The following is a 21,310-nucleotide window of genomic DNA, read 5'->3' on the forward strand; positions in this document are numbered from 1 at the left end:
GATGAAAGGGGCATTTTCAAATGCTACAAGAATTAGTCATTCACGACTTTGCAATTATAGATCAATTAGCCATTAGTTTCGATGAAGGGATGACGGTTCTTTCTGGTGAAACAGGTGCCGGAAAATCGATTATTATTGATGCGGTTGGCTTGTTAGCTGGTGGCCGGGGCTCGCAGGATTTCATTCGAACTGGTGCGAAGAAAGCGACTCTGGAAGGGCTCTTTACGCTACCTGAAAATGGTGCGACGGCTGCACTTTTAGCTGAATATGGGATTGAACATGATGATCAAACCATTTTATTACAACGTGATTTAGCGTTAAACGGCCATAATGTTTGTCGGATCAATGGTCATTTGGTCAATACGACGACGCTTAAAAAGATTGGTGAAACATTAGTCGATATTCATGGTCAAAATGAACATCAAGAATTAATGTATCCGGATCGGCATTTAGGGTTACTAGATGAGTTTGCGCACACGGCATTAATAGAGGCTAAAGCAGCCTATCAAGAAACGTATCAAGCTTACCGGCAAACGGAAAAAGCGTTGAAGAAGAAACAACAAAATGAGCAAGAATGGGCCCAACGCCTTGATATGCTTAAATTTCAAACTAATGAAATTGATGCAGCGCAATTACAACCCGATGAAGAAAGTAAGCTAATCGAAGAACGCGCAAAACTTAGCAACTTCCAACGCATCAATCAGGCCTTGCAAGCTAGTCGTGCGATTTTATCTGGGGAAGAGGGCAATGCACTGGATCAAATTGCGATTGCAATGAACCAGATGCAAGAAATTGCGGAATTAGATCCTGAATTTAAAAGAATTGCCGATAATTTACAAACAGGCTACTATACACTACAAGATAGTGGTAGTGATATTAGTCGGGAAGTCGATAATCTTGAATGGGACGAAGCACGTTTGGATGAAATCGAACAGCGCTTAGAAACGATTAATAATCTCGAACATAAATATGGTGACTCAATTCCTGAAATTTTAGCTTATGGGGCGCAGATTACCAAAGAATTGCAAGATATGCAGGCCACAGAAGCTAACGCAAGCGAATTAGAGCAACAATTTGAACAACAACAGGCCCAATTGCTGCAAGAAGCAGCTGTTCTTTCTGAAAAACGCCGAGCAGCCGCCCAACAGTTGGAAAAGGCTGTTCATCAACAACTCAAAGCACTCTACATGGCTAAAACGGTTTTCAAAGTTGAATTTACCACGGTTGATGACCAACAATTTATGCGCAGTGGGCGGGATAAAGTTGAATTTTATATTCAACCTAATCCAGGTGAAAAGTTACGGCCACTTGCCAAGACAGCTTCTGGTGGGGAATTGTCACGATTGATGTTGGCTCTTAAAACAATTTTTTCAGAATCACAAGGTGTTACCAGCATTATTTTTGATGAAGTTGATACCGGGGTCAGCGGGCGTGTTGCGCAAGCCATTGCCAATAAGATTAGTGAAATTGCGCAACACTCACAAGTCCTCTGTATTACGCATTTGCCACAAGTAGCGGCGATGAGTGATCATCAATACCAAATTCAAAAACAAATTAAACAAAACCGCACAGAAACATCAATCCAAAAGGTAACTGGGAAAAAACGGGTTGCCGAATTGGCTCGGATGTTGGCGGGGACAGAAGTGACGGAATTAACACTAGAACACGCCCAAGAATTAGTGGACCTCGCGGAAACTGCTAAAGCGCAGATTAGACAAGCATAATAAAGAAGGGGTTAGGACTTTTTGTCCTAACCCCTTCTTTGGCGGTCATCGTTTAATATTAGTTATTCTTTGAGATGTAGCGGATTTGATTTAAAGTAACGATTTTATAAAGATTAGAGTGATTTTCTTTTAACAAGTAAGTTTGTTCGTCGAGTTGTTTGATCAAGCGACCGCTGACTTGTTCGATGTGTTCGGCCACGTTGAACTGGATAGCCAAACGGTAATGACGATCAAAAGCTTGCATCATATAAAGTTGAATTTGGTGGGGGCGCATCTGCGGTTGTTCGATTAATTCTTGGGTATTATCGAGTTCGAAAAAGCGTTGATACCGGCGCACCAATTCATGACTAAAGCCGACTACTGCTGATTGTTTGATTTCCATAACATGTTGTCCTCCGAACGTTTGTTTGTATTTCTATTATACGAACAAACGTTCTAATCTGCAAGCGCAAAATTAATTTTTTTCGTGTATAATAGATTAAACGATGCGAAAGGGTGATTTGATGAGTGATATCAACTACGAAATTATGGCTGAAATTGGGGTTATTAGTGAAAATAAGGCCGGCTGGAAAAAAGAATTGAATTTAATCGCTTGGAACGGCCGTGCACCCAAGTTTGATTTAAGAGATTGGGCGCCTGATCATGCGAAGATGGGTAAGGGCATCACGCTGACTAATGAAGAAGTCGCGCAATTGCAAATAATATTAAATGAGATGAACCTAAAGTAGACTTGTAATTGGCAGTCATCTAGTGATAAAATAGAACTTAACTATTTTATAAAGAAGAGGGAATTACGTAGATGTCCAATCGAGGAATGTTAATCGTTTTATCCGGCCCATCAGGGGTTGGTAAAGGAACTGTCCGTCAAGCAATGCTAGAAGATGAATTTCGTGATTTTCACTATTCAGTTTCAATGACGACTAGAAAGCCAAGACCAGGCGAACAAGATGGTGTTGACTACTATTTTGTGAGCAAAGAAGAATTCGAGCAAGAAATTGCAAATGATGGTATGCTAGAGTATGCACAGTATGTTGATAATTATTACGGCACACCGATGAAGTATGTCAATCAAACCTTAGAATCAGGTCGCGATGTCTTATTAGAAATCGAAGTCCAAGGTGCAATGCAGGTACGAGAAAAATGTCCAGATGGCGTGTTTATCTTTTTAACACCGCCTGATTTATTGGAATTACGCAATCGTATCCAAAAACGAGGCACTGATGATCAAGCAACGATTGATAAGCGCATGCAAAAAGCAGCCGACGAAATTCGGATGATGGAAAATTATGATTACGCTGTTGTCAATGATGAAATTCCAAATGCCGTTCAACGGATTGAAAAGATTATTGAGAGTGAACACCTACGAGTACCACGTGTGATTGATCAATATAAGAAAATGATAGGGGAATAATAAAATGATTGTATATCCTTCAATTGATAAGTTACTAGAAAATGTTAACTCACGCTATTCATTAGCCGTTTTAGCAAGCAAGCGAGCACATCAAATCGAAGCTGGCGATTTGAAAATGTTATCAGAATATAAATCACCTAAAACTGTAGGGATGGCAATGGAAGAAATTGCTGCTGGCAATGTGACCGTTGATCCTGATTCATTAATGCTTGAAAAAGATGCTGAAAAAATGGATAAGCTTTCTCAAAAAGATGGCGAATAAGAATAATTAGCGAACCGCATTTTTAGTTTATTCATCGTGGGATGTCTAAATTAAGAGGCGGTTTTTTTATTTAAGGAGGTTTTTAAAATGGTGAGTTTAGAAAACAAGCACGTTACAGTTTATGTAACCGGTGGGATTGCGGTCTATAAGGTCGCTAGTTTAGTGCGCCAGTTAATCAAAAATGGGGCAATTGTTCGCGTGGCAATGACGCAGGCTGCTACCGAATTTGTGACACCATTGACCTTTGCAACATTAACACGCCAAGAAGTACTAACTGATTTAATGACGATGAATCATCCAGAACAAGTCGCTCACATTCATTTAGCCGACTGGACTGAACTGGCAATTATTGCCCCCGCAACGGCCAATATTGTCGGCAAGTTAGCAAATGGCATTGCGGACGATTTTGTCACGACAGCGCTTTTGGCAACTACGGCACCTAAGTTGTTGGTACCTGCTATGAATGAACATATGTGGTTAAACCCCGCAACACAACGCAACTTAACGCAATTAAAAGCAGACGGATTTGCGATTGTGCAACCTGCTACTGGTTTTTTAGCGGAAGGCTATGAAGGCCAAGGGCGTTTTCCAGAAGAAACGGTGATTATGGGCAATGTTTATCGTCAGTTAACCCCTAAGCACTTGCAAGGTAAGGTGGTTTTAGTGACTGCCGGTGGCACGCAGGAACCTTTAGATCCGGTCCGCTATATTGGTAACCGGTCATCTGGTAAAATGGGGTATGCGCTAGCTGAAATGGCGGCGCAAATGGGGGCGAAGGTCACTTTGATTAGTACACGGCCGGAATTGGCGGTTCCTGCTAATCTAGCGCAAGTTATTTATGTGCGAACGGCAGCTGAATTACAAGGGGCCGTTGCAAGTTTATACAATGAAGCGGATGTCGTAATTATGGCCGCTGCTGTTGCCGATTTTAAACCGGCCCAATATGTCTCACAAAAAATCAAAAAACAAGTTGGTCAAACTGATATGACGCTTGAACTCAAGCGGACACCGGATATTTTAGCGACACTGGGTCAAGAAAAGAAAAAACAATACTTAGTGGGCTTTGCAGCTGAAACCAACGATTTAATGGCGCATGCACAAGCTAAATTAACGGCTAAACAGGTCGACTTATTAGTGGCCAATGATGTTAGTCAAACTGATCGAGGCTTTGGTGCTGATCAAAATGCGGTGACGCTTTTACGGCCCAATCAAGCACCAGAAGCATTACCATTAGCTTCTAAAAAAGTGATTGCCACACAAATTTTAGAACGAATCAGTGTAGCGCTCAGCTCAAAGGAGGAATAGCATGCCCCAGATTGCTAAAGTAATCGTTGATGTGCCGACAATGCAAACCAATCGGCCGTACGATTATCAGGTACCGGCCACTTTAGTTGATGTCATTCAGCCGGGGATGCGGGTCATTATTCCGTTTGGAAATGGTGACCGGAAGATTCAGGGTTTTGTCTTGCAAGTTTTAGATCAGCCTAGCTTCACGGGCCAGTTAAAAGCAATCGAGGCAGTCGTTGATTTAGAACCGGCGGTTAATCCTGAGTTACTGTCGCTTTCGGATTGGTTAGCACAACGAACGTACGCTTTTCAGATTACGTGTCTACAGACGATGTTACCCAGTGTGATGCGCGCTAAATATACGAAAACCGCGACGCTAATTGATGAAATTCCAGCAGACTTACAGGCCAGTCTGTTCAATGGCAATGACGAATTGACTTTTGATCAAAATTTAGCGCCTGATAAGTTAAAGCAACTCATGCAGTTGCAACGCCAAGGCAAAATTAGCGTCACTTATCACGTTGATAACCGGGCACAAGTTAAACAATTAACGGCGATTGAACCGGCGCTGAGTTTTGAACAATTGGAAGAAGCGCGGCTGGGCTTGCGAAAGTCAGCTCAAAAGCAAAGCCAATTAATCAGCTATTTGCAGACGCTGATTGATCAAGAGGCCCCCACTTTATTAAAGACGATTCTAGAAAAAACGCCTTTTACGCGGGAAAATATTCGTGTGGGTGCGGAAAAAGGTTGGTTACGCCAAGTTAAGGTGGAAACTTACCGGAATCCGTACGCTAATGCTGTTGAATCAACTCATAAAATGACGTTAACGAGTGAACAAGAAACGGCGGTTGATGCGGTCGTTCAAGCTGCCACGACGGATGCCTCAGAAGTATTTTTAATTGAAGGTATCACCGGTAGTGGGAAGACTGAAGTTTATTTACAAACAATTGATGCCGTCTTGCAACAAGGAAAAACGGCACTGATGTTAGTCCCTGAAATTGCCTTGACGCCGCAGATGGTGCAACGTGTGAAGGGGCGCTTTGGTGATTTAGTCGCGGTGTTGCATAGTGGTTTATCTGAAGGTGAGAAATACGACGAATGGCGCCGCATTGAACGCAAAGAAGCACGCGTAGTTGTCGGTGCGCGGTCAGCCGTTTTTGCACCCCTTGAAAATATCGGCGTGATTATTATGGATGAAGAACATGAAGCCAGTTATAAACAAGACGAAAGTCCGCGGTATCATGCACGCGATGTTGCAATTTGGCGGAGTCAGTATCATCACTGTCCGGTCATTTTAGGCAGTGCCACGCCATCATTAGAATCCCGGGCGCGGGCGCAAAAAGATGTCTACCATCTGATTCGCCTGACACAACGGGTCAACCAACAAGCCTTACCAGCTGTGGAGCTAGTTGATATGCGTGAGGCAATGAAGGTTCAAAAAGCCAGCAACTTTTCACCGGCGTTATTAGCCGGCATCAAAGAACGGATGCAAAAGGGCGAGCAAAGTGTGTTACTTCTAAATCGCCGTGGGTTTTCATCGTTTATCATGTGTCGCGATTGCGGGTTTGTCTTGCAGTGTCCTAACTGTGATATTTCGTTAACGCTGCATATGGATACACACTCAATGAAATGCCATTATTGTGGGCACGAAGAAGCGATTCCTAAGATTTGCCCGAACTGTCAGAGTCGTCAAATTCGCTATTTTGGGACTGGCACACAAAAAGTCGAAGCTGAATTACAAGAATTAATACCTGAAGCACGAATCTTGCGGATGGACGTTGATACGACTCGCAAAAAAGGCGCGCATGCTAAATTATTGAAAAAATTTGGAGAACATAAAGCTGATATCTTATTAGGAACACAGATGATTGCTAAAGGCTTAGATTTTCCAGACGTAACCTTAGTCGGGGTGATCAACGCGGATACAGCTTTAGGCTTACCGGATTTTCGGGCGAGTGAACGGACTTTCCAATTATTAACGCAGGTTAGTGGTCGTGCGGGGCGTGCGGATAAGGTGGGACAAGTGATTGTCCAATCTTATAATCCCGAGAATTACGCGATTCAATTTGCTAAACAGCATGATTATGAAGGCTTTTATCAATACGAAATGGCAGTACGCCACCGTGGCGGCTATCCGCCTTATTACTTTACGGTGAAGGTGACGGTTAGCCATCCTGAAGAAGCACTTGCCGCAAAGAAGAGCTTTCAAATTGCCAAACAGATGCGACCAATTTTATCCGACCAAGCACTGATTCTCGGGCCCACACCGAAATCAATTGCACGGATTAATAATCGTTATTTTTACCAAATTGTGATTAAATATAAACAGGAACCACAACTTCAGGCTAAATTAGCCGAAATACTAGAGACCACCCAAATCGATACTCGTCATGGGTTTAAGATTGGGCTGGATAATGAACCTCTACAATTTACTTAAAAGTGAGCGTGATTGATTAATGACATCCATCGTATTTATGGGAACACCCCAATTTTCAGTACCAATTTTAGAAGCCCTTGTGGCAAATGATTACCAAATCTTGGCAGTTGTGACCCAACCGGATCGGAAAGTTGGTCGTAAACAAGTTTTGCAACAAACACCGGTTAAAGAAGCGGCAGTTCGATTAAACTTGCCAGTATTCCAACCAGAAAAACTCAGTGGTAGTCCTGAACTGGCTGATGTGATTGCCTTACAACCGGATTTAATTGTGACGGCAGCTTACGGTCAATTCTTACCAACGAAATTATTAGAAGCCGCTAAAATCGCTGCGATTAATGTCCATGGCTCATTATTGCCTAAGTATCGTGGCGGCGCCCCAATTCAATACGCCGTTTTAAATGGCGATTCAGAAATCGGGATTACCATCATGCACATGGCTAAGAAAATGGATGCTGGCGATATGATCGAACAAGCCAGCATTCCAATTGAAGCCACAGACGACACCGGTAGTTTATTCGATAAGTTAAGCTACGTCGGTCGAGATCTCTTATTGAAGACCTTACCAGGGATTATTGCCCAAACAGCACCCCGGACACCGCAAGACGAAGCGCAAGTCACTTTTGCCTATAACATTACCAAGGAACAGGAACAATTAGACATCAACCAATCTGCTGAACAGTTGGTTAACCAAATTCGCGCTTTACGGCCACAACCCGGGGCTTGGCTAGCGGTTAATGGGCAACGGACGAAGATTTGGCAAGCAACGGTTGCAGAAACAACAACTGATCAAGCAGCTGGTGTGATCGTCGCACTAAATAAAAAAGATTTCGAATTAGCGGCCGGCAACGGGACGGTTTTAAAAATTACTGAAATTCAACCAGCCGGTAAAGCCAAGATGCCAGTGCAATCCTATTTAAATGGGGTTGGCAAGCAACTAGCAGTCGGTCAACAAGTGGTGGTGCCAGATGCCGAATAAGACACCGCGCTACTTAGCTGTTGAAATATTGACGGCAATTGCTAAACAAAATAGTTATTCAAACTTGGCGTTAGACCAAGTAATCAATAAGAACCGATTAAACCCACAAGATGCGGGCTTTTTAACGCAACTTGTTTACGGTGTTATTCAGCATGAATACACGTTGGATTATTATTTAGCACCTTTCATTCAAAAACCTAAAAAGATGGACAACTGGGTTCGCCAAGTTCTCAGAACCGCAGTTTATCAACAAGTTTATTTAGATCGGGTGCCAGAACATGCTATTTTCTACGAAGCAACTGAAATTGCTAAAAAAATGGGGCATGCGGGGGTCGCTAAGCTCGTGACGGCGATTTTACGGCAGTTACAACGCAGTGGCTTACCAGACCTCAAGGCGATTGCTGATCCAATTGAGCGTCTCAGCGTGCAGTACAGTGTGCCACAATGGTTGGTGGCAAAACTGCAAGCAGATTTAGGGGATGATAAACTCGAATCATTGCTCGCGACAATTAATCAACCAGCCAACGCCTCATTGCGAGTTAATACGCGGGTCAATACGGTGGATGCCGTGTTAGCTGAATTACAACCGCAGTTTAAGGACCTCCAACCGAGTCAGATTGCCAAGGTTGGTTTAGTCGCACAAGGCGGTCATTTAGCTAGTGGTGCGTTATTTGAAGCGGGCGATTATACGATTCAAGATGAAAGTTCAATGTTAGTTGCACCTAGTTTAGATATTCAACCCGGTGATCAAGTGCTAGATGCTTGTGCCGCACCTGGTGGCAAGACAACGCATATGGCAACTTATTTGGATGCGCAACAAGGTGGTCAAATCACGGCCTTAGACATTCATGATCATAAAGTCCGCTTAATTGAACAAAATGCGAAGCGGCTCCATGTTGAAGATGTTGTTAGCGCCCAAGCCCTAGATGCACGTAAAGTGGGCGAACAGTTTGGTGAGGCACATTTCGATAAAATTTTAGTCGATGCGCCTTGTTCGGGGTTAGGGTTAATGCGTCGGAAGCCAGAAATTAAATATAGCCGCCAACCAGCGGACTTATTGAATCTACAACGGATTCAATTAGCGATTTTAGAAGCCGTTGCGCCTACCTTGAAAGTCGGTGGACGTCTAACTTATAGTACGTGTACCATCGTTCCGGAAGAAAATCAACAAGTGGTGGCCGCTTTTGTTGCTAACCACCCCGAATTTGAAATTGAACCGGTGCCACTTGAATTACCATTAGCGCAAAATCAAGCAAGTCCTTTTGTCCAAATCTATCCAGATGATTACCAAACAGACGGCTTTTTCATCGCTTGTTTGAAACGACGGGCATAACTACAATTGAGGTGATTTTTTATGGAAGTTGCATATCAAACAGATGTCGGTCAACAGCGACAGAATAATCAAGATTACGTGGGCTTTTATACCAACCAACGCGGTGTTCAATTTGCAATTGTCGCCGACGGCATGGGCGGTCATTTAGGGGGCGATGTGGCCTCTGAGATGGCGGTTTCCCATATTGGACATGAATTTGAAAAAACTGATGATACTGATATTGAAGCAATGGTTAAATGGCTGATTTTTGAATTACAAAGAGAAAATCAACATATCTTAGCCAAAGCCAACCAATACGATGATTTATCGGGGATGGGCACGACCTTAGTGGCAGTCTTAATCTCCGGGACGCACTATTTAGTCGCTAATATCGGCGATAGCCGCGTTTATCGTCTTAGACGGAATACGTTACGGCAATTAACCGAAGATCATTCGCTAGTTAACGAACTGGTTAAACAAGGAGAGTTAACAGCAGAAGCCGCTAAGCATCATCCACAAAAAAATATCATTACGCGCACATTAGGTGTCTCTCAAGAAGTCGACGCCGATGTGACAATTTATGAATTTGAACCAGACGATTACTTACTATTATGTACGGATGGTCTGACGAACATGGTTGATGACGAGCAACTGAAACAGACGTTGATGGCAGAGATGACACTTGAAGAAAAATGTGCTGCTTTAATTCAACAAGCGAATGAAGCTGGTGGTATGGATAATATCACAGCGCTCATCTTGCATCACGAAGGTGAGGTGCCAGCACCATGATGGAACCAGGTTACGCTGTAGCAGGGCGTTATAAGATTATTCAACCCATCGGCGAAGGTGGTATGGCAAATGTTTATTTAGCACAGGATTTAATTTTAGATCGGCAAGTGGCCGTTAAAGTTTTACGTTTAGATTTGCGAAATGATCCGGATACGGTCCGTCGCTTCACACGAGAAGCGTTGGCGACGACTGAATTAAATCATCCCAATATTGTCAGTATTTATGATGTTGGTGAAGAAAATAGTATGCAGTATATTATTATGGAATATGTTAAGGGCACCGATCTCAAGAAGTATATCGTAGAACATTTCCCAATTCCGTATCAACGCGTGATTGATATTATGACGCAGATTTTATCTGCAGTTCAAAACGCACATGCGCATAATATTATTCACCGGGATTTAAAACCGCAAAATATTTTGGTTGATGAAGATGGCAACGTTAAGATTAGTGACTTTGGGATTGCGATTGCACTCAGTGAGACGGCGATGACTCAAACCAACACGTTGTTGGGGTCTGTTCACTATCTTTCACCGGAACAAGCGCGAGGTTCGATGGCAACGAAGCAGTCTGATATCTATTCGCTAGGGATTGTACTTTATGAACTATTGACTGGGATGGTGCCTTTTGAAGGTGAATCGGCTGTTTCGATTGCAATTAAACATTTCCAAGATGAAGTCCCACCAGTACGTGATTACGATCCTCGTATTCCACAAGCCTTAGAAAATGTTGTTTTAAAAGCGACTGCTAAAGATCCAGATGAACGCTACAGCGGCGTTGACGCAATGATGGCTGACTTAGCAACTTCTTTATCAGCTAGTCGTGCGCACGAACCTAAATTTGTACCATCTAAAGCGGATGATTTAAGTGAAACAAAAGTTATTCCGGCATTAGATCCAGAAGGCATCACCCGTAACAACGCTGAAGAACAAGTGAAAGAAACAGAAACAACTCAGGACAAGCCTAAAAAGCCAAGTAAATCTAAGCGTAAGTGGTGGTTACTAGGCGGTGGCGGACTGATCTTGATTTTACTGGCAACGGTCATTGCTTTTGCTGTTCAGGGTAGTGATGTAACGGTGCCTGATTTAACGGACATGACGCAACAAAATGCGGAAGCTGCTTTAACTGATAAAAAACTAAAAGTCGGCACGGTCCAGAAAACGACGAGTCAAAAATATAGTAAAGGGCACGTTATTCGGACAACGCCTAAGGCTGGGTTGAGTGTTAAATCTAGAAGTACGGTTGATTTAATTGTTAGCTCAGGACGTCAGAAGTTTGAGATTAAAGATTATACCAATCAAGATTATAACGACGTTCAAGAGGCCTTGAAGGCCAAGGGTTTCTCTGTTAAACGGAAATACCAAAGTTCAACTGAAGTGAGTCCCGGCTTGATTACCGACCAAAGTATTGCGGCTGGTAAAAAGGTAGTGCCAAGCAAAACCACGATTACTTTAACAGTCAGCAGCGGCAAGCCAAGTTTTGCGTTGCATAATTTAAGCAACTATACAAAACAAGGGATTCAAGCTTATGCTGCCCAAAATGGGTTAACCGTTAGTTTCTCGGAAGAATATTCCGCAAGTGTTTCTGAAGGAATGGTGATTAGTCAATCACCTGCAAGTGGTACAATGGTTCAAGAAGGCGATAGCGTAAGCGTTATCCTTTCTAAAGGTGGACGACCGGTTGAACACAATTCTGTTGAGACGTCGAGTTCAAATTCAAACGCTGAATCAAGTGCTTCTGAATCAAGTCAATCTAGTGAAAGTAGTGCAAGTGAATCAGTAAGCGAATCAGAGAGTGAGTCAGCGAGCGAATCAGAGAGTGAATCGCTCAGCAGTTCAGTTAGTCAAAGTAGTCAATCAAGTGTTCAAGCGAAGTAACACTTAGCGAAAGTGGGTTGTAACCGTCATTTACGGGAGAACCAAAAAAATATGTAATACGTTAAAAATAATGGGAGGTGACCTATTGCAGACCGGACAGATTATTCGGGCCCTCAGTGGGTTTTATGATGTACAAAGTGAACACAAAATTTATCGAACACGCGCTCGAGGTAATTTTCGGAAACGTAAAATTACCCCGTTGGTCGGTGATTTCGTTGAATTTGAAAGTGAAAGTCAAACAGAAAGCGGCTATATCTTGGAGATTTTAGACCGCAAAAATGAAATGATTCGGCCACCAGTGGCGAATATTGATCAGGCCGTCGTCATTGTTTCAGCAGTCGAACCTGATTTTTCGTTGAACTTATTAGATCGTTTTTTGATTTATTTAGAAAGTTTGAATATTCAAGGACTCGTCTATTTGACGAAAACCGATATGATTTCTGACGAAAAATATCAAGCAATTAAGCAATCTTTGGATTACTATGAAAAAGTGGGTTATCCAATTTTTGCCCCCAGAACGGCATTTACACCAGAGATTATTCAAGCAATTGAAGACACATTCCCTGATAAAACAACCGTCTTTACGGGGCAAACAGGGGCGGGAAAATCAACGCTGCTTAATCACATTGATTCTAAATTAAACTTAGCAACGGCTGAAATTTCACAAAGTTTAAACCGTGGGAAGCATACGACGCGCCATATCGAACTAATCCCATTGAACGATGGGTTAGTCGGTGATACACCAGGCTTTTCATCACTGGGGATTTTAAATGTGACGAGCGAAACTTTAGTGAGTCGTTATCCTGAATTTAGAGAAATCGGACAGGATTGTAAGTTTAGAACTTGCCAACACGTGATGGAACCTAAATGTGCGGTTAAAGCGGCCGTTGATGCTGGTGAAATTATGCAAAGTCGTTATACGAACTATTTGCAATTCCGGGCTGAATTAAAGGATATTCGGCCTGTTTATAAAAAATCAAAATAAGAAATTGGATGGGAGTTTTTAAAATGACACAAATCGCACCTTCGATTTTAAGCGCAGATTTTATGAATTTACAACGGGATGTTCAAAACCTTGAGGCAGCAGGTGCCGACTTATTGCATATCGATATTATGGATGGTATGTTTGTGCCTAATATGTCTTTTGGTGCGCAAGTGGTCAGTGGTATTCGTCCCCTAACGCAATTAGGCTTAGATGTGCATTTAATGGTTGAACAACCAGAACGTTACATCGAACAATTCATCACAGCTGGTTCTGATTTAATCATGATTCACGCCGAAGCAACCGAACATCTTTATCGTGGACTGCAAATGATTAAAGATGCGGGTGTTAAAGCCGGGGTTGTTATCAACCCAGGGACACCAGTGAGCTATATCGAATCTGTATTACCATTGGTTGACCAAGTTTTAGTAATGACGGTCAATCCTGGTTTTGGTGGTCAAAAATTCATTCCAGCAATGTTAACGAAGGTTGCTGAATTAGCAGCTTATCGCGAAGCACACGCTGATGCTGATTTTACAATCGAAGTTGACGGTGGTGTTAACGACCAAACAATCGCAGCTTGTGCCAAAGCGGGCGCTGATGTCTTTGTAGCAGGCTCATACACATTTGCTGGTGATTTAGCAACGCGGATTGAAACCCTTAAGAAGGCTGCTAATGAAGCGCGTTAATTTATTAGCAGGCGGTCCAGTTGATCAGTGGGCACCGGAACTGGCCACAATCACAACGGTTCCAGGAAAATGGATTACAGCTGATCGTGGGACGTTACGTTTATTGCAACAAGGTGTGACGCCGACGGTTGCGGTCGGTGATTTTGATTCTATTACCCCGGCCGAAAAAGAACAGGTACTAGCAGCCGTCAGTGACATTCGTTCGGTTCAAGCCGAAAAAGACGAAACAGATACGCAATTAGCGTTATCGATTGCTTTTGAAGAACTGCAGGCTGACCGTGTGGTGGTCTATGGTGCGACTGGGGGCCGAATTGATCATTTCCTAGCCAATCTCTTTATGCCAGTCGAGGAACGCTTTAGAACGGTTCTCAATCGCATTGAGATGCGTGATCGGCAAAATGCGATTCAATTCTATACGCCAGGGAGATATGAGCTGACAAAAGAAGCTGATAAAAAGTACCTTGCGTTTGTGCCACTCGTACCAACGACGGATTTAAACTTAGTAGATGAAAAATATCCACTCGCACATTTTGATACGACGGTCCCAATTTCGTGGGCCAGCAACGAATTCATTGGCAAAAAAGCGCATTTTAATTTTAAAACGGGCATCGTAGCGGTGATTCAAAGTAAAGATTAAAAGAGAGTGTTTGAAACGGTTTGACTTTGAGCATTAGCACAGCTCGGCGAGTAACTGCTGCAAGCAGTTGTTTGACGAGTGACGCTAAGCACAGAAGTCAGTTTCAAAAAGCACGTTTAAGCCATTAAAATTCGAATATAAAAAGGCTCGACAAATTTATTTTGTCGAGCCTTTTTTGATGGAAACGTGCTTTTGCCAGTAACTTTCTGCGCTTTGCTACACTTGTCAAACCGGCGATTTCATCGTCAATTCGATGATCAAAAGCTAATCACTGGCAACGCACGCTATTTTGGCGCAAAAAAATAGATTGTCCGAAGACAATCTAAGCAACGAAATTAAACACGAGTAACTTTGCCTGATTTCAAAGCACGAGCAGAAACCCAAACACGTTTAGGTTTGCCATCAACTAAGATACGTACTTTTTGTAAATTTGGCTTCCAAGAACGACGAGATGCGTTCAAAGCGTGTGAACGCTTGTTGCCAAATGATGTTTTACGGCCGGTAATAACGTCTTTTGCCATGGTCTATTCCTCCTTTTAGTAAAGCCGGTAGAAGAATTAACGAGAAACATAATATGATTCAGTTAGTCTTAATAGTTGCATGCATGCACACCGGCTTACACAATTCACTTAAACAATTTACCATAATAGTTGAGCTAATGCAAGAACTCTTACAAGGAAAATTACTTGACAGGTCATTTTTTAAGGGTAGTATCTAATAAAAGCATGCGTTATACTAAGCAATACAGGTTCGTTAAAGTACTTTGAAAGTTATCGGAGCTATGCTAAAATAACATTAAGTATGTCACAAGGAGGCTATTTTAATGGCTGTTAAAATTAAGACCCAATACGGCGATATCGATATTACGAATAATGTGATTGCCACGGTCGTTGGCGGTGCTGCAACTGATATTTATGGCATCGTTGGTATGGCAAGCAAGAATCAAATTCGTGACAATTTAAATGAAATTTTAAATCGTGAAAATTACAATCGGGGCGTTGTTGTTCGTCAAGAAGAAAATGGCGTGGCAATCGACGTTTATATTATTTGTGGTTATGGCATTAAGATCTCAGAAGTTTGCCGTAATGTTCAAAGTAAGGTTAAATATAATCTTGAAACAATGTTGGGTGTTAGTGCAAACTCAGTTAATGTTTATGTTCAAGGTGTACGTGTATTAGAAGACTAAAATAATGAGCGGAGCTGGTGGTTAAAGCCAGTTCTATTTGTTTTCGTTCGAGGAGGAACATTCGTGAAAGTTACTGAAATTACAGCAACCGAGTTTCAAGCAATGATGCGGGTTGCTGCACATCGCTTAACTAAAAATGCAGAATTTGTGAATTCATTAAACGTTTTCCCAGTACCTGATGGGGATACAGGAACTAATATGAGTTTAACTTTTCAAAGTGGTGCTAAGGCGGTTAATGAAAATAATGCGCAAGCAGTTGGTGAATTATCAAAGAGTTTAGCAAAAGGCCTATTAATGGGTGCCCGCGGTAACTCTGGTGTGATTAGTTCACAAATCTTCCGTGGTTTTTCAAAGAGTATGGAAGAAAAAACAAGTTTAACGGCCCAAGATTTAGCAGATGCTTTTACAAGTGGCGTTCAAACCGCGTACAAAGCGGTGATGAAACCCGTCGAAGGGACGATTTTAACAGTTGCGCGTGAAGGTGCTAAAGCGGGTGCCAAAGTCGCTGCCCAAACAGATGATATTGGTGCAGTTGTTGAAGCGGTCGTTGAAGGTTCTAAGAAGGCTTTATTGAAGACCCCTGAATTATTGCCCGTCTTAAAAGAAGTCGGCGTTGTCGATTCTGGTGGCCAAGGCTTAGTTTTCATTTATGAAGGTTTCTTAGAAGGCTTAACAGGTCAAGCACCTGCCAAGGACCTTTATACTCCTGATGAAGCTGAAATGGATGAAATGGTTAACGCTAACCACCACCAAACAGCACAAATGGGGACTGAAGAAATCGAAAATGGTTACTGTACAGAAATCATGGTTGCACTTGGCGACGGTACCACAGTTGATCGCGAATTTGACTATGATGAATTCAGAAACCATCTAGACGGTATTGGCGACTCATTATTAGTCGTTGCCGACGATGAAGTGGTTAAAGTCCATGTCCATACAGAACATCCAGGAACAGTGATGGCTTATGGCCAACATTTTGGTTCATTGATGAAAATCAAAGTCGATAATATGCGGTTGCAACATGATACAATTGTTGAAAATGATCAACAAGCAGCAGCGCCTGTTCAAGCAGAACCAGTTGATACTGGGATTATTGCGATTGCAGCTGGTGCTGGTGTGGCCGAACTCTTCAGAAGTTTAGGGGCTACTTATATTCTAAGTGGTGGTCAAACAATGAATCCAAGTACACAAGATATTTTGGATGCCATTCAAGCAGCTAACGCGAAGAAAGTTATTTTATTACCAAATAATAAAAACATCTTCTTAGCAGCTGAACAAGCTGCCGAAGTTGCTGAAATTCCGGTTGAAATTGTTCAAAGTCGGACAATCGCACAAGGAATGACGGCTCTCTTGTCATTTGACCCGTCGGCAGAATTGCAAGCTAACCAAGCAGCGATGACTGAAGCCCTTGATACGGTGATTAGTGGTCAAGTGACACAAGCCATTCGCGATACAACGCTTGATGGTCTTGAAATTAAAAAAGACGATTACATGGGGATTATCGACGGTAAGATTAAAGTCTCAACGGCCAATCGCCAAACAGCAGCGATTGAAATGGTTCAAACCATGTTGGATGAAGACAGTGAAATCGTCACAATTATCGTTGGTGAAGACGGTGATATGACAGAAGCTGAAGCCATTAGTGATGCCATCATGGCCCAAGACGATGAATTGGAAGTTGAAATTCACGAAGGGGACCAACCTGTTTATCCATACTTAATTTCAGTTGAATAATTAATCAAATAAAACAGGAATGGGGCTATTAAAAATACCTGATTCCTGTTTTTTAGTAGAAGTGCGCATTAAAGAAGTGTGTTTGAAACGTTTTGACTCTGAGCATTAACTTAATTTGGCGAATTGGCGATGCAATCGCTGATTTGACAAATGTTGTTAAGCGCAAGCGTCAGTTTCAAAAAGCACGTTCAAATCATCAAAAAAGGAGGTGCTGTCAGTGTTAAGTTTAACGGATTCTGTGACTGTTTTAACGGGTGTTGGCCCGAAGCGTTTGACAGCCCTCAATCAATTAGGAATCGCAACAATCAGTGATTTATTGTATTATTTTCCATTTCGCTATGAGGACTTGAAGGTCAAGGATCTCTCAGAAGCGGTCGATCAGGAAAAGGTGACCTTAAAAGGAACGGTTGTCGCTGATCCAGTCGTCAGTCGTTGGGGGCCGGGGAAGACCCGCTTAAACGTTCGGTTATTGATTAATCACGATGTCATTATGGTGACCTTTTTCAATCAACCTTACTTGAAGGATAAATTTGAAGCGGGCGTGGATATTGCTGTTTATGGTAAATGGGACGCTAGACGGAATAGTTTAACCGGGATGAAGGTTTTAGCGGTTCAATCGGCGGATAATCCTTCTTTTGCGGCGATTTATTCCACCAATAAAAATGTGCGTCAAGGCACGCTCGTGAAATTAATCCGCGAAGCATTTGATAATTATCGCAATGTCATTCCGGATTTGATTCCGGCTGACATCCGCGAGCGGTATAAATTAGTTTCTGAAGTAGAGCTGATTGCCGGAATGCATTTTCCGGAAAGCTATCCAGAAGCCAAACAGGCGCGCCGGACTGCAATTTTCCACGAATTTTTCTTGTACCAACTGCAATTGCAGGCGATTAAACAAGCAGACCGCCACGTTGAAAATGGTTTAGCGCTACCTTACCAAAACGCAGCGCTTAAAGAATTTATTAAGACGTTACCGTTTGATTTAACGGATGCTCAAAAACGAGTGGTCAACGAGATTTGTTTGGACCTTAAGGCACCGGCGCATATGAACCGCCTTTTACAAGGGGATGTTGGGTCTGGGAAGACGATTGTCGCGGCGATTGCGATGTTTGCGGCGGTGACGGCCGGGTTCCAAGCGGCCTTAATGGTCCCGACCGAAATTTTGGCGGAACAACATTATCAGAGCCTGCAAAAGCTCTATGCACCAATGAATGTGACGGTTGGTTTATTGACCGGTTCGACAACGGCCAAGGAGCGGCGGACATTGTTGGCGGATATTGAATCTGGGCGGATCAATATCATTGTCGGCACGCACGCACTTATTCAAGATGCCGTCGTTTACCACAAGTTAGGTTTTGCCGTCATTGATGAGCAACATCGGTTTGGGGTTAATCAACGGCGTGTATTGCGTGAGAAAGGTTTACAGCCCGATATGCTGGCAATGACAGCGACACCGATTCCGCGGACCTTGGCAATTACCGCCTATGGCGAAATGGATGTTTCGACTATCGATGAATTGCCTAAAGGGCGGATTCCGATTGAAACCAGTTGGGTGCGGAGTAACCAAGTTGAACAAGCACTCTCGTTTGTCCAAAAACAATTAGCAGACAACTCGCAAGTTTTTGCGATTACGCCGTTAATTGCGGAATCGGAACAAATGGATCTCAAAAATGCGGAAGAAATCTACGCAACTTTGGCGGACCGGTTTGAGCCACAGTACCATGTGGCGCTATTACACGGTAAGTTGAAGGATGACGAGAAAAATCGGATTATGACGGCTTTTTCAAATAATGAGATTCAACTACTGGTTTCAACGACCGTTGTTGAAGTCGGGGTCGATGTGCCTAATGCGACCGTGATGATGATCTTTGATGCTGACCGGTTTGGCTTAGCCCAACTCCATCAATTGCGTGGCCGGGTTGGCCGGGGCAAGAAAAAGGCCTATTGTCTATTGATTGCTGATCCTAAGAATCAACAAGGTGTGGACCGAATGACGATTATGACCGAAACGACCAACGGTTTTGTCGTCGCGCAAAAGGATTTGGAGTTGCGAGGTCCCGGTGAGGTCTTTGGTGATCGCCAATCAGGATTACCAGTTTTCAAGGTTGGTGATCCAGTGGCTGATTTTGCCAGTTTACAGGTCGCCCAACAAGAAGTTCAAAAAATATTTACGGTTGATCCTACTTTTAGCCAACCGTTGTATGCGCCTTTAAAAGCGTACCTCGCACAGCAAAAACAAAACTATCAAACATTAGATTAATGAAAGAAGAGGAAGTAGCATGAAAGTAGCAGTTGATGCAATGGGCGGCGATTTCGCGCCTCAATCAGTAATTGAAGGGGTTTTACAAGCGCGTTCAGAATTTACGGACTTAGATTTTATTCTATACGGTGATCAAGCACAGATTGAACCCTTAATCGATGATATGACGCGGTTAACAATTGTGCATACCACAGAAAAGATTGCGAGTGATGATGAACCAGTCCGCGCTATTCGCCGTAAGAAGCAGGCCTCAATGGTTTTAGCGGCTCAAGCAGTTAAAGATGGCCAAGCAGATGCACTCTTCTCATTAGGGAATACAGGGGCCTTATTAGCAGCCGGTTTATTTATTATTGGTCGAGTAAAAGGGATTGATCGCCCAGGCTTAATGCCAACCTTACCATCGATTAATTCTGATGAAGGGTTCAATATGTTAGATGTGGGGGCCAATGCTGAAGCTAAGCCAGAACACTTGCATCAATACGGGTTAATGGGTAATTTCTATGCTAAAGACGTTCGGGGCATCGAAAATCCGCGAATTGCTTTGTTAAACAATGGGACAGAAGCGACTAAGGGTGACGAATTGCATAAGGCAACGTACCAACTTTTAGCGGATGATCCAGATTTGAACTTTGTCGGGAACGTTGAAGCTAACGATTTGTTAAAAGGTGTTGCCGATGTTGTTGTGACAGATGGTTTTACCGGGAATGCCACGTTAAAAGCAATCGAAGGCACTGCTACAATCGTTATGTCGCAAGTGAAACACGCCATTATGGATGCTGGGATTAAAGAAAAAATTGGTGGGCTATTATTAAAAGGGAGCGTCGGTGGTATCAAGGAAAAATTTGATACCTCAGTTTATGGCGGAGCCGTTTTACTTGGTTTGAAAGCACCGGTTATCAAGGCACACGGGGCTGCCGATGCACGTACGGTTTACTATACGGTTAAACAAATCCATGCGATGTTGGCCAATCAAACCGTTCAAAAAGTCATCGATTATTTCAGTAATCAAGCAACACAAAAGAATTCTGATTAATAGCTAGACAATGTCTTTCAAAGGCGTTACAATGACTTTCACAGGCATAAAAATCGTTTGCTTGAAAGAAACGTAGAAGTTATGTATAATCACTGGATACCCAAAATAATTAGGTGCGAAAGTGTTTCAATTTGGAGGTTTTTAACATGAGTGAACAAGAAATCTTTGATAAGATTGCAGCAATTATTGCTGACCGATTTGAATTGACCCAAGACCAGGTCACAAATGAATTGAATTTTAAGGCAGATCTTGATGCTGATTCAATTGATATTGTTGAGTTCGTCTTAGAATTGGAAGACACATTTGGTGCCGAGATTCCAGATGAAGAAGCTGAAAAAATCGCAACAGTGGCTGATGCCGTTGCATACATTAAAGCGAAGACCAAATAAAGTAGTCAATTGGACCGTGATAATTCACGGTCTATTTTTTTGAGAGTGTACTAGCAGTCGGGTATATCCTGCGGATTAACAAAGAGTGGCAAATGATTGCACAGTAATCGTTTGCCGGGCGACGTTAACCACAAGGATATGATTAATAGCACACGTTTAGTATAGGAAGGTTAGCTAAAAGTCACTTTTAGCTAACCTTCCTATTTTTTTATCCAAAATAAGACGGATAACTTTTCGAAGTTTCAAAAGAGCGCTATGATTAAAGGCGTGAATCCTTTAGGCGTTAAAAACGGTGGATGTAAAATGAGTATTTTCACATAATAAC

At 42.6% G+C, this 21,310-nt stretch carries 20 protein-coding genes; 18 read left to right on the plus strand and 2 right to left on the minus strand.

Going from position 1 to position 21,310, the window contains the following annotated elements:
• Positions 1-20: 20 nt before the first annotated feature.
• Complete coding sequence (gene recN, locus C0213_03820; protein ID AUX11566.1) at positions 21-1,724, plus strand: DNA repair protein RecN; 1,704 nt, start codon at positions 21-23, stop codon at positions 1,722-1,724.
• Between the two features lie 58 nt (positions 1,725-1,782).
• Here recN and C0213_03825 read toward each other — a convergent pair whose 3' ends face one another.
• The gene (locus C0213_03825; GenBank protein AUX11567.1) at positions 1,783-2,106 is read right to left on the minus strand and encodes a hypothetical protein; all 324 of its coding nucleotides are present in this window, start codon (positions 2,104-2,106) and stop codon (positions 1,783-1,785) included.
• A gap of 121 nt (positions 2,107-2,227) precedes the next feature.
• Here C0213_03825 and C0213_03830 point away from each other — a divergent pair, with 121 nt between their 5' ends.
• The 12 genes from C0213_03830 (at position 2,228) to C0213_03885 (ending at position 14,383) form a co-directional block, all read left to right on the plus strand.
• The gene (locus C0213_03830; protein AUX11568.1) at positions 2,228-2,452 is read left to right on the plus strand and encodes a hypothetical protein; all 225 of its coding nucleotides are present in this window, start codon (positions 2,228-2,230) and stop codon (positions 2,450-2,452) included.
• Between the two features lie 71 nt (positions 2,453-2,523).
• Entirely contained in the window at positions 2,524-3,135 is a 612-nt protein-coding gene (locus C0213_03835) for a guanylate kinase (protein ID AUX11569.1), read from the plus strand.
• A 4-nt stretch (positions 3,136-3,139) separates the two neighbouring features.
• Positions 3,140-3,397, plus strand: a complete 258-nt coding sequence (locus tag C0213_03840) for a DNA-directed RNA polymerase subunit omega (GenBank protein ID AUX11570.1) — start codon at positions 3,140-3,142, stop codon at positions 3,395-3,397.
• An 87-nt stretch (positions 3,398-3,484) separates the two neighbouring features.
• Positions 3,485-4,702 (plus strand): bifunctional phosphopantothenoylcysteine decarboxylase/phosphopantothenate--cysteine ligase CoaBC, encoded by a 1,218-nt coding sequence (coaBC, locus tag C0213_03845; protein AUX11571.1) that lies wholly within the window; start codon positions 3,485-3,487, stop codon positions 4,700-4,702.
• A 1-nt stretch (position 4,703) separates the two neighbouring features.
• Positions 4,704-7,121, plus strand: a complete 2,418-nt coding sequence (locus C0213_03850; GenBank protein AUX11572.1) for a primosomal protein N' — start codon at positions 4,704-4,706, stop codon at positions 7,119-7,121.
• Between the two features lie 19 nt (positions 7,122-7,140).
• Positions 7,141-8,097, plus strand: coding sequence for a methionyl-tRNA formyltransferase (locus C0213_03855; protein ID AUX11573.1), 957 nt, complete (start codon positions 7,141-7,143; stop codon positions 8,095-8,097).
• On the plus strand, positions 8,087-9,430 hold the full coding sequence (locus C0213_03860; GenBank protein ID AUX11574.1) for a 16S rRNA (cytosine(967)-C(5))-methyltransferase RsmB: 1,344 nt from the start codon (positions 8,087-8,089) through the stop codon (positions 9,428-9,430). Before C0213_03855 ends, C0213_03860 begins: the two co-directional genes overlap by 11 nt.
• A gap of 21 nt (positions 9,431-9,451) precedes the next feature.
• Positions 9,452-10,198 carry a protein-serine/threonine phosphatase gene (locus C0213_03865; GenBank protein AUX11575.1) on the plus strand — a complete coding sequence of 249 codons (747 nt, stop codon included), beginning with the start codon at positions 9,452-9,454 and terminating at the stop codon, positions 10,196-10,198.
• Positions 10,195-12,075 (plus strand): serine/threonine protein kinase, encoded by a 1,881-nt coding sequence (locus C0213_03870; GenBank protein AUX11576.1) that lies wholly within the window; start codon positions 10,195-10,197, stop codon positions 12,073-12,075. Before C0213_03865 ends, C0213_03870 begins: the two co-directional genes overlap by 4 nt.
• An 85-nt stretch (positions 12,076-12,160) precedes the next feature.
• Positions 12,161-13,060: a ribosome small subunit-dependent GTPase A gene (gene rsgA, locus C0213_03875; protein ID AUX11577.1), complete on the plus strand. Its 900-nt coding sequence runs from the start codon at positions 12,161-12,163 to the stop codon at positions 13,058-13,060.
• Between the two features lie 23 nt (positions 13,061-13,083).
• Complete coding sequence (locus tag C0213_03880; protein ID AUX11578.1) at positions 13,084-13,746, plus strand: ribulose-phosphate 3-epimerase; 663 nt, start codon at positions 13,084-13,086, stop codon at positions 13,744-13,746.
• The gene (locus C0213_03885) at positions 13,733-14,383 is read left to right on the plus strand and encodes a thiamine diphosphokinase (protein AUX11579.1); all 651 of its coding nucleotides are present in this window, start codon (positions 13,733-13,735) and stop codon (positions 14,381-14,383) included. The genes C0213_03880 and C0213_03885 overlap by 14 nt, the downstream gene beginning before the upstream one ends.
• A 335-nt stretch (positions 14,384-14,718) precedes the next feature.
• On the opposite strand, the gene C0213_03890 is transcribed toward C0213_03885, so the two are convergent.
• On the minus strand, positions 14,719-14,904 hold the full coding sequence (locus tag C0213_03890; GenBank protein AUX11580.1) for a 50S ribosomal protein L28: 186 nt from the start codon (positions 14,902-14,904) through the stop codon (positions 14,719-14,721).
• A 302-nt stretch (positions 14,905-15,206) separates the two neighbouring features.
• On the opposite strand from C0213_03890, the gene C0213_03895 reads away from it, so the two are divergent.
• From C0213_03895 to acpP, 5 genes are all read left to right on the plus strand, one after another.
• Positions 15,207-15,569: an Asp23/Gls24 family envelope stress response protein gene (locus C0213_03895; GenBank protein ID AUX11581.1), complete on the plus strand. Its 363-nt coding sequence runs from the start codon at positions 15,207-15,209 to the stop codon at positions 15,567-15,569.
• A gap of 63 nt (positions 15,570-15,632) precedes the next feature.
• On the plus strand, positions 15,633-17,303 hold the full coding sequence (locus tag C0213_03900) for a hypothetical protein (protein ID AUX11582.1): 1,671 nt from the start codon (positions 15,633-15,635) through the stop codon (positions 17,301-17,303).
• Between the two features lie 208 nt (positions 17,304-17,511).
• Positions 17,512-19,563, plus strand: coding sequence for a DNA helicase RecG (locus C0213_03905; GenBank protein ID AUX11583.1), 2,052 nt, complete (start codon positions 17,512-17,514; stop codon positions 19,561-19,563).
• 19 nt (positions 19,564-19,582) lie between these two features.
• The gene (locus tag C0213_03910; GenBank protein ID AUX11584.1) at positions 19,583-20,596 is read left to right on the plus strand and encodes a phosphate acyltransferase PlsX; all 1,014 of its coding nucleotides are present in this window, start codon (positions 19,583-19,585) and stop codon (positions 20,594-20,596) included.
• A 146-nt stretch (positions 20,597-20,742) separates the two neighbouring features.
• Positions 20,743-20,985: an acyl carrier protein gene (acpP, locus tag C0213_03915; GenBank protein AUX11585.1), complete on the plus strand. Its 243-nt coding sequence runs from the start codon at positions 20,743-20,745 to the stop codon at positions 20,983-20,985.
• Positions 20,986-21,310: the final 325 nt, after the last annotated feature.

This window comes from Latilactobacillus sakei (assembly GCA_002953655.1).
GTDB classification, from domain to species: domain Bacteria; phylum Bacillota; class Bacilli; order Lactobacillales; family Lactobacillaceae; genus Latilactobacillus; species Latilactobacillus sakei_A.

Excerpts from the sequence above, each read along its gene's own strand:
- recN (AUX11566.1), top strand. The coding sequence starts at position 21 with ATGCTACAAGAATTAGTCATTCACGACTTTGCAATTATAGATCAATTA.
- C0213_03825 (AUX11567.1), bottom strand. The coding sequence starts at position 2,106 with ATGGAAATCAAACAATCAGCAGTAGTCGGCTTTAGTCATGAATTGGTG.
- C0213_03830 (AUX11568.1), top strand. The coding sequence starts at position 2,228 with ATGAGTGATATCAACTACGAAATTATGGCTGAAATTGGGGTTATTAGT.
- C0213_03835 (AUX11569.1), top strand. The coding sequence starts at position 2,524 with ATGTCCAATCGAGGAATGTTAATCGTTTTATCCGGCCCATCAGGGGTT.
- C0213_03840 (AUX11570.1), top strand. The coding sequence starts at position 3,140 with ATGATTGTATATCCTTCAATTGATAAGTTACTAGAAAATGTTAACTCA.
- coaBC (AUX11571.1), top strand. The coding sequence starts at position 3,485 with ATGGTGAGTTTAGAAAACAAGCACGTTACAGTTTATGTAACCGGTGGG.
- C0213_03850 (AUX11572.1), top strand. The coding sequence starts at position 4,704 with ATGCCCCAGATTGCTAAAGTAATCGTTGATGTGCCGACAATGCAAACC.
- C0213_03855 (AUX11573.1), top strand. The coding sequence starts at position 7,141 with ATGACATCCATCGTATTTATGGGAACACCCCAATTTTCAGTACCAATT.
- C0213_03860 (AUX11574.1), top strand. The coding sequence starts at position 8,087 with ATGCCGAATAAGACACCGCGCTACTTAGCTGTTGAAATATTGACGGCA.
- C0213_03865 (AUX11575.1), top strand. The coding sequence starts at position 9,452 with ATGGAAGTTGCATATCAAACAGATGTCGGTCAACAGCGACAGAATAAT.
- C0213_03870 (AUX11576.1), top strand. The coding sequence starts at position 10,195 with ATGATGGAACCAGGTTACGCTGTAGCAGGGCGTTATAAGATTATTCAA.
- C0213_03880 (AUX11578.1), top strand. The coding sequence starts at position 13,084 with ATGACACAAATCGCACCTTCGATTTTAAGCGCAGATTTTATGAATTTA.
- C0213_03885 (AUX11579.1), top strand. The coding sequence starts at position 13,733 with ATGAAGCGCGTTAATTTATTAGCAGGCGGTCCAGTTGATCAGTGGGCA.
- C0213_03890 (AUX11580.1), bottom strand. The coding sequence starts at position 14,904 with ATGGCAAAAGACGTTATTACCGGCCGTAAAACATCATTTGGCAACAAG.
- C0213_03895 (AUX11581.1), top strand. The coding sequence starts at position 15,207 with ATGGCTGTTAAAATTAAGACCCAATACGGCGATATCGATATTACGAAT.
- C0213_03910 (AUX11584.1), top strand. The coding sequence starts at position 19,583 with ATGAAAGTAGCAGTTGATGCAATGGGCGGCGATTTCGCGCCTCAATCA.
- acpP (AUX11585.1), top strand. The coding sequence starts at position 20,743 with ATGAGTGAACAAGAAATCTTTGATAAGATTGCAGCAATTATTGCTGAC.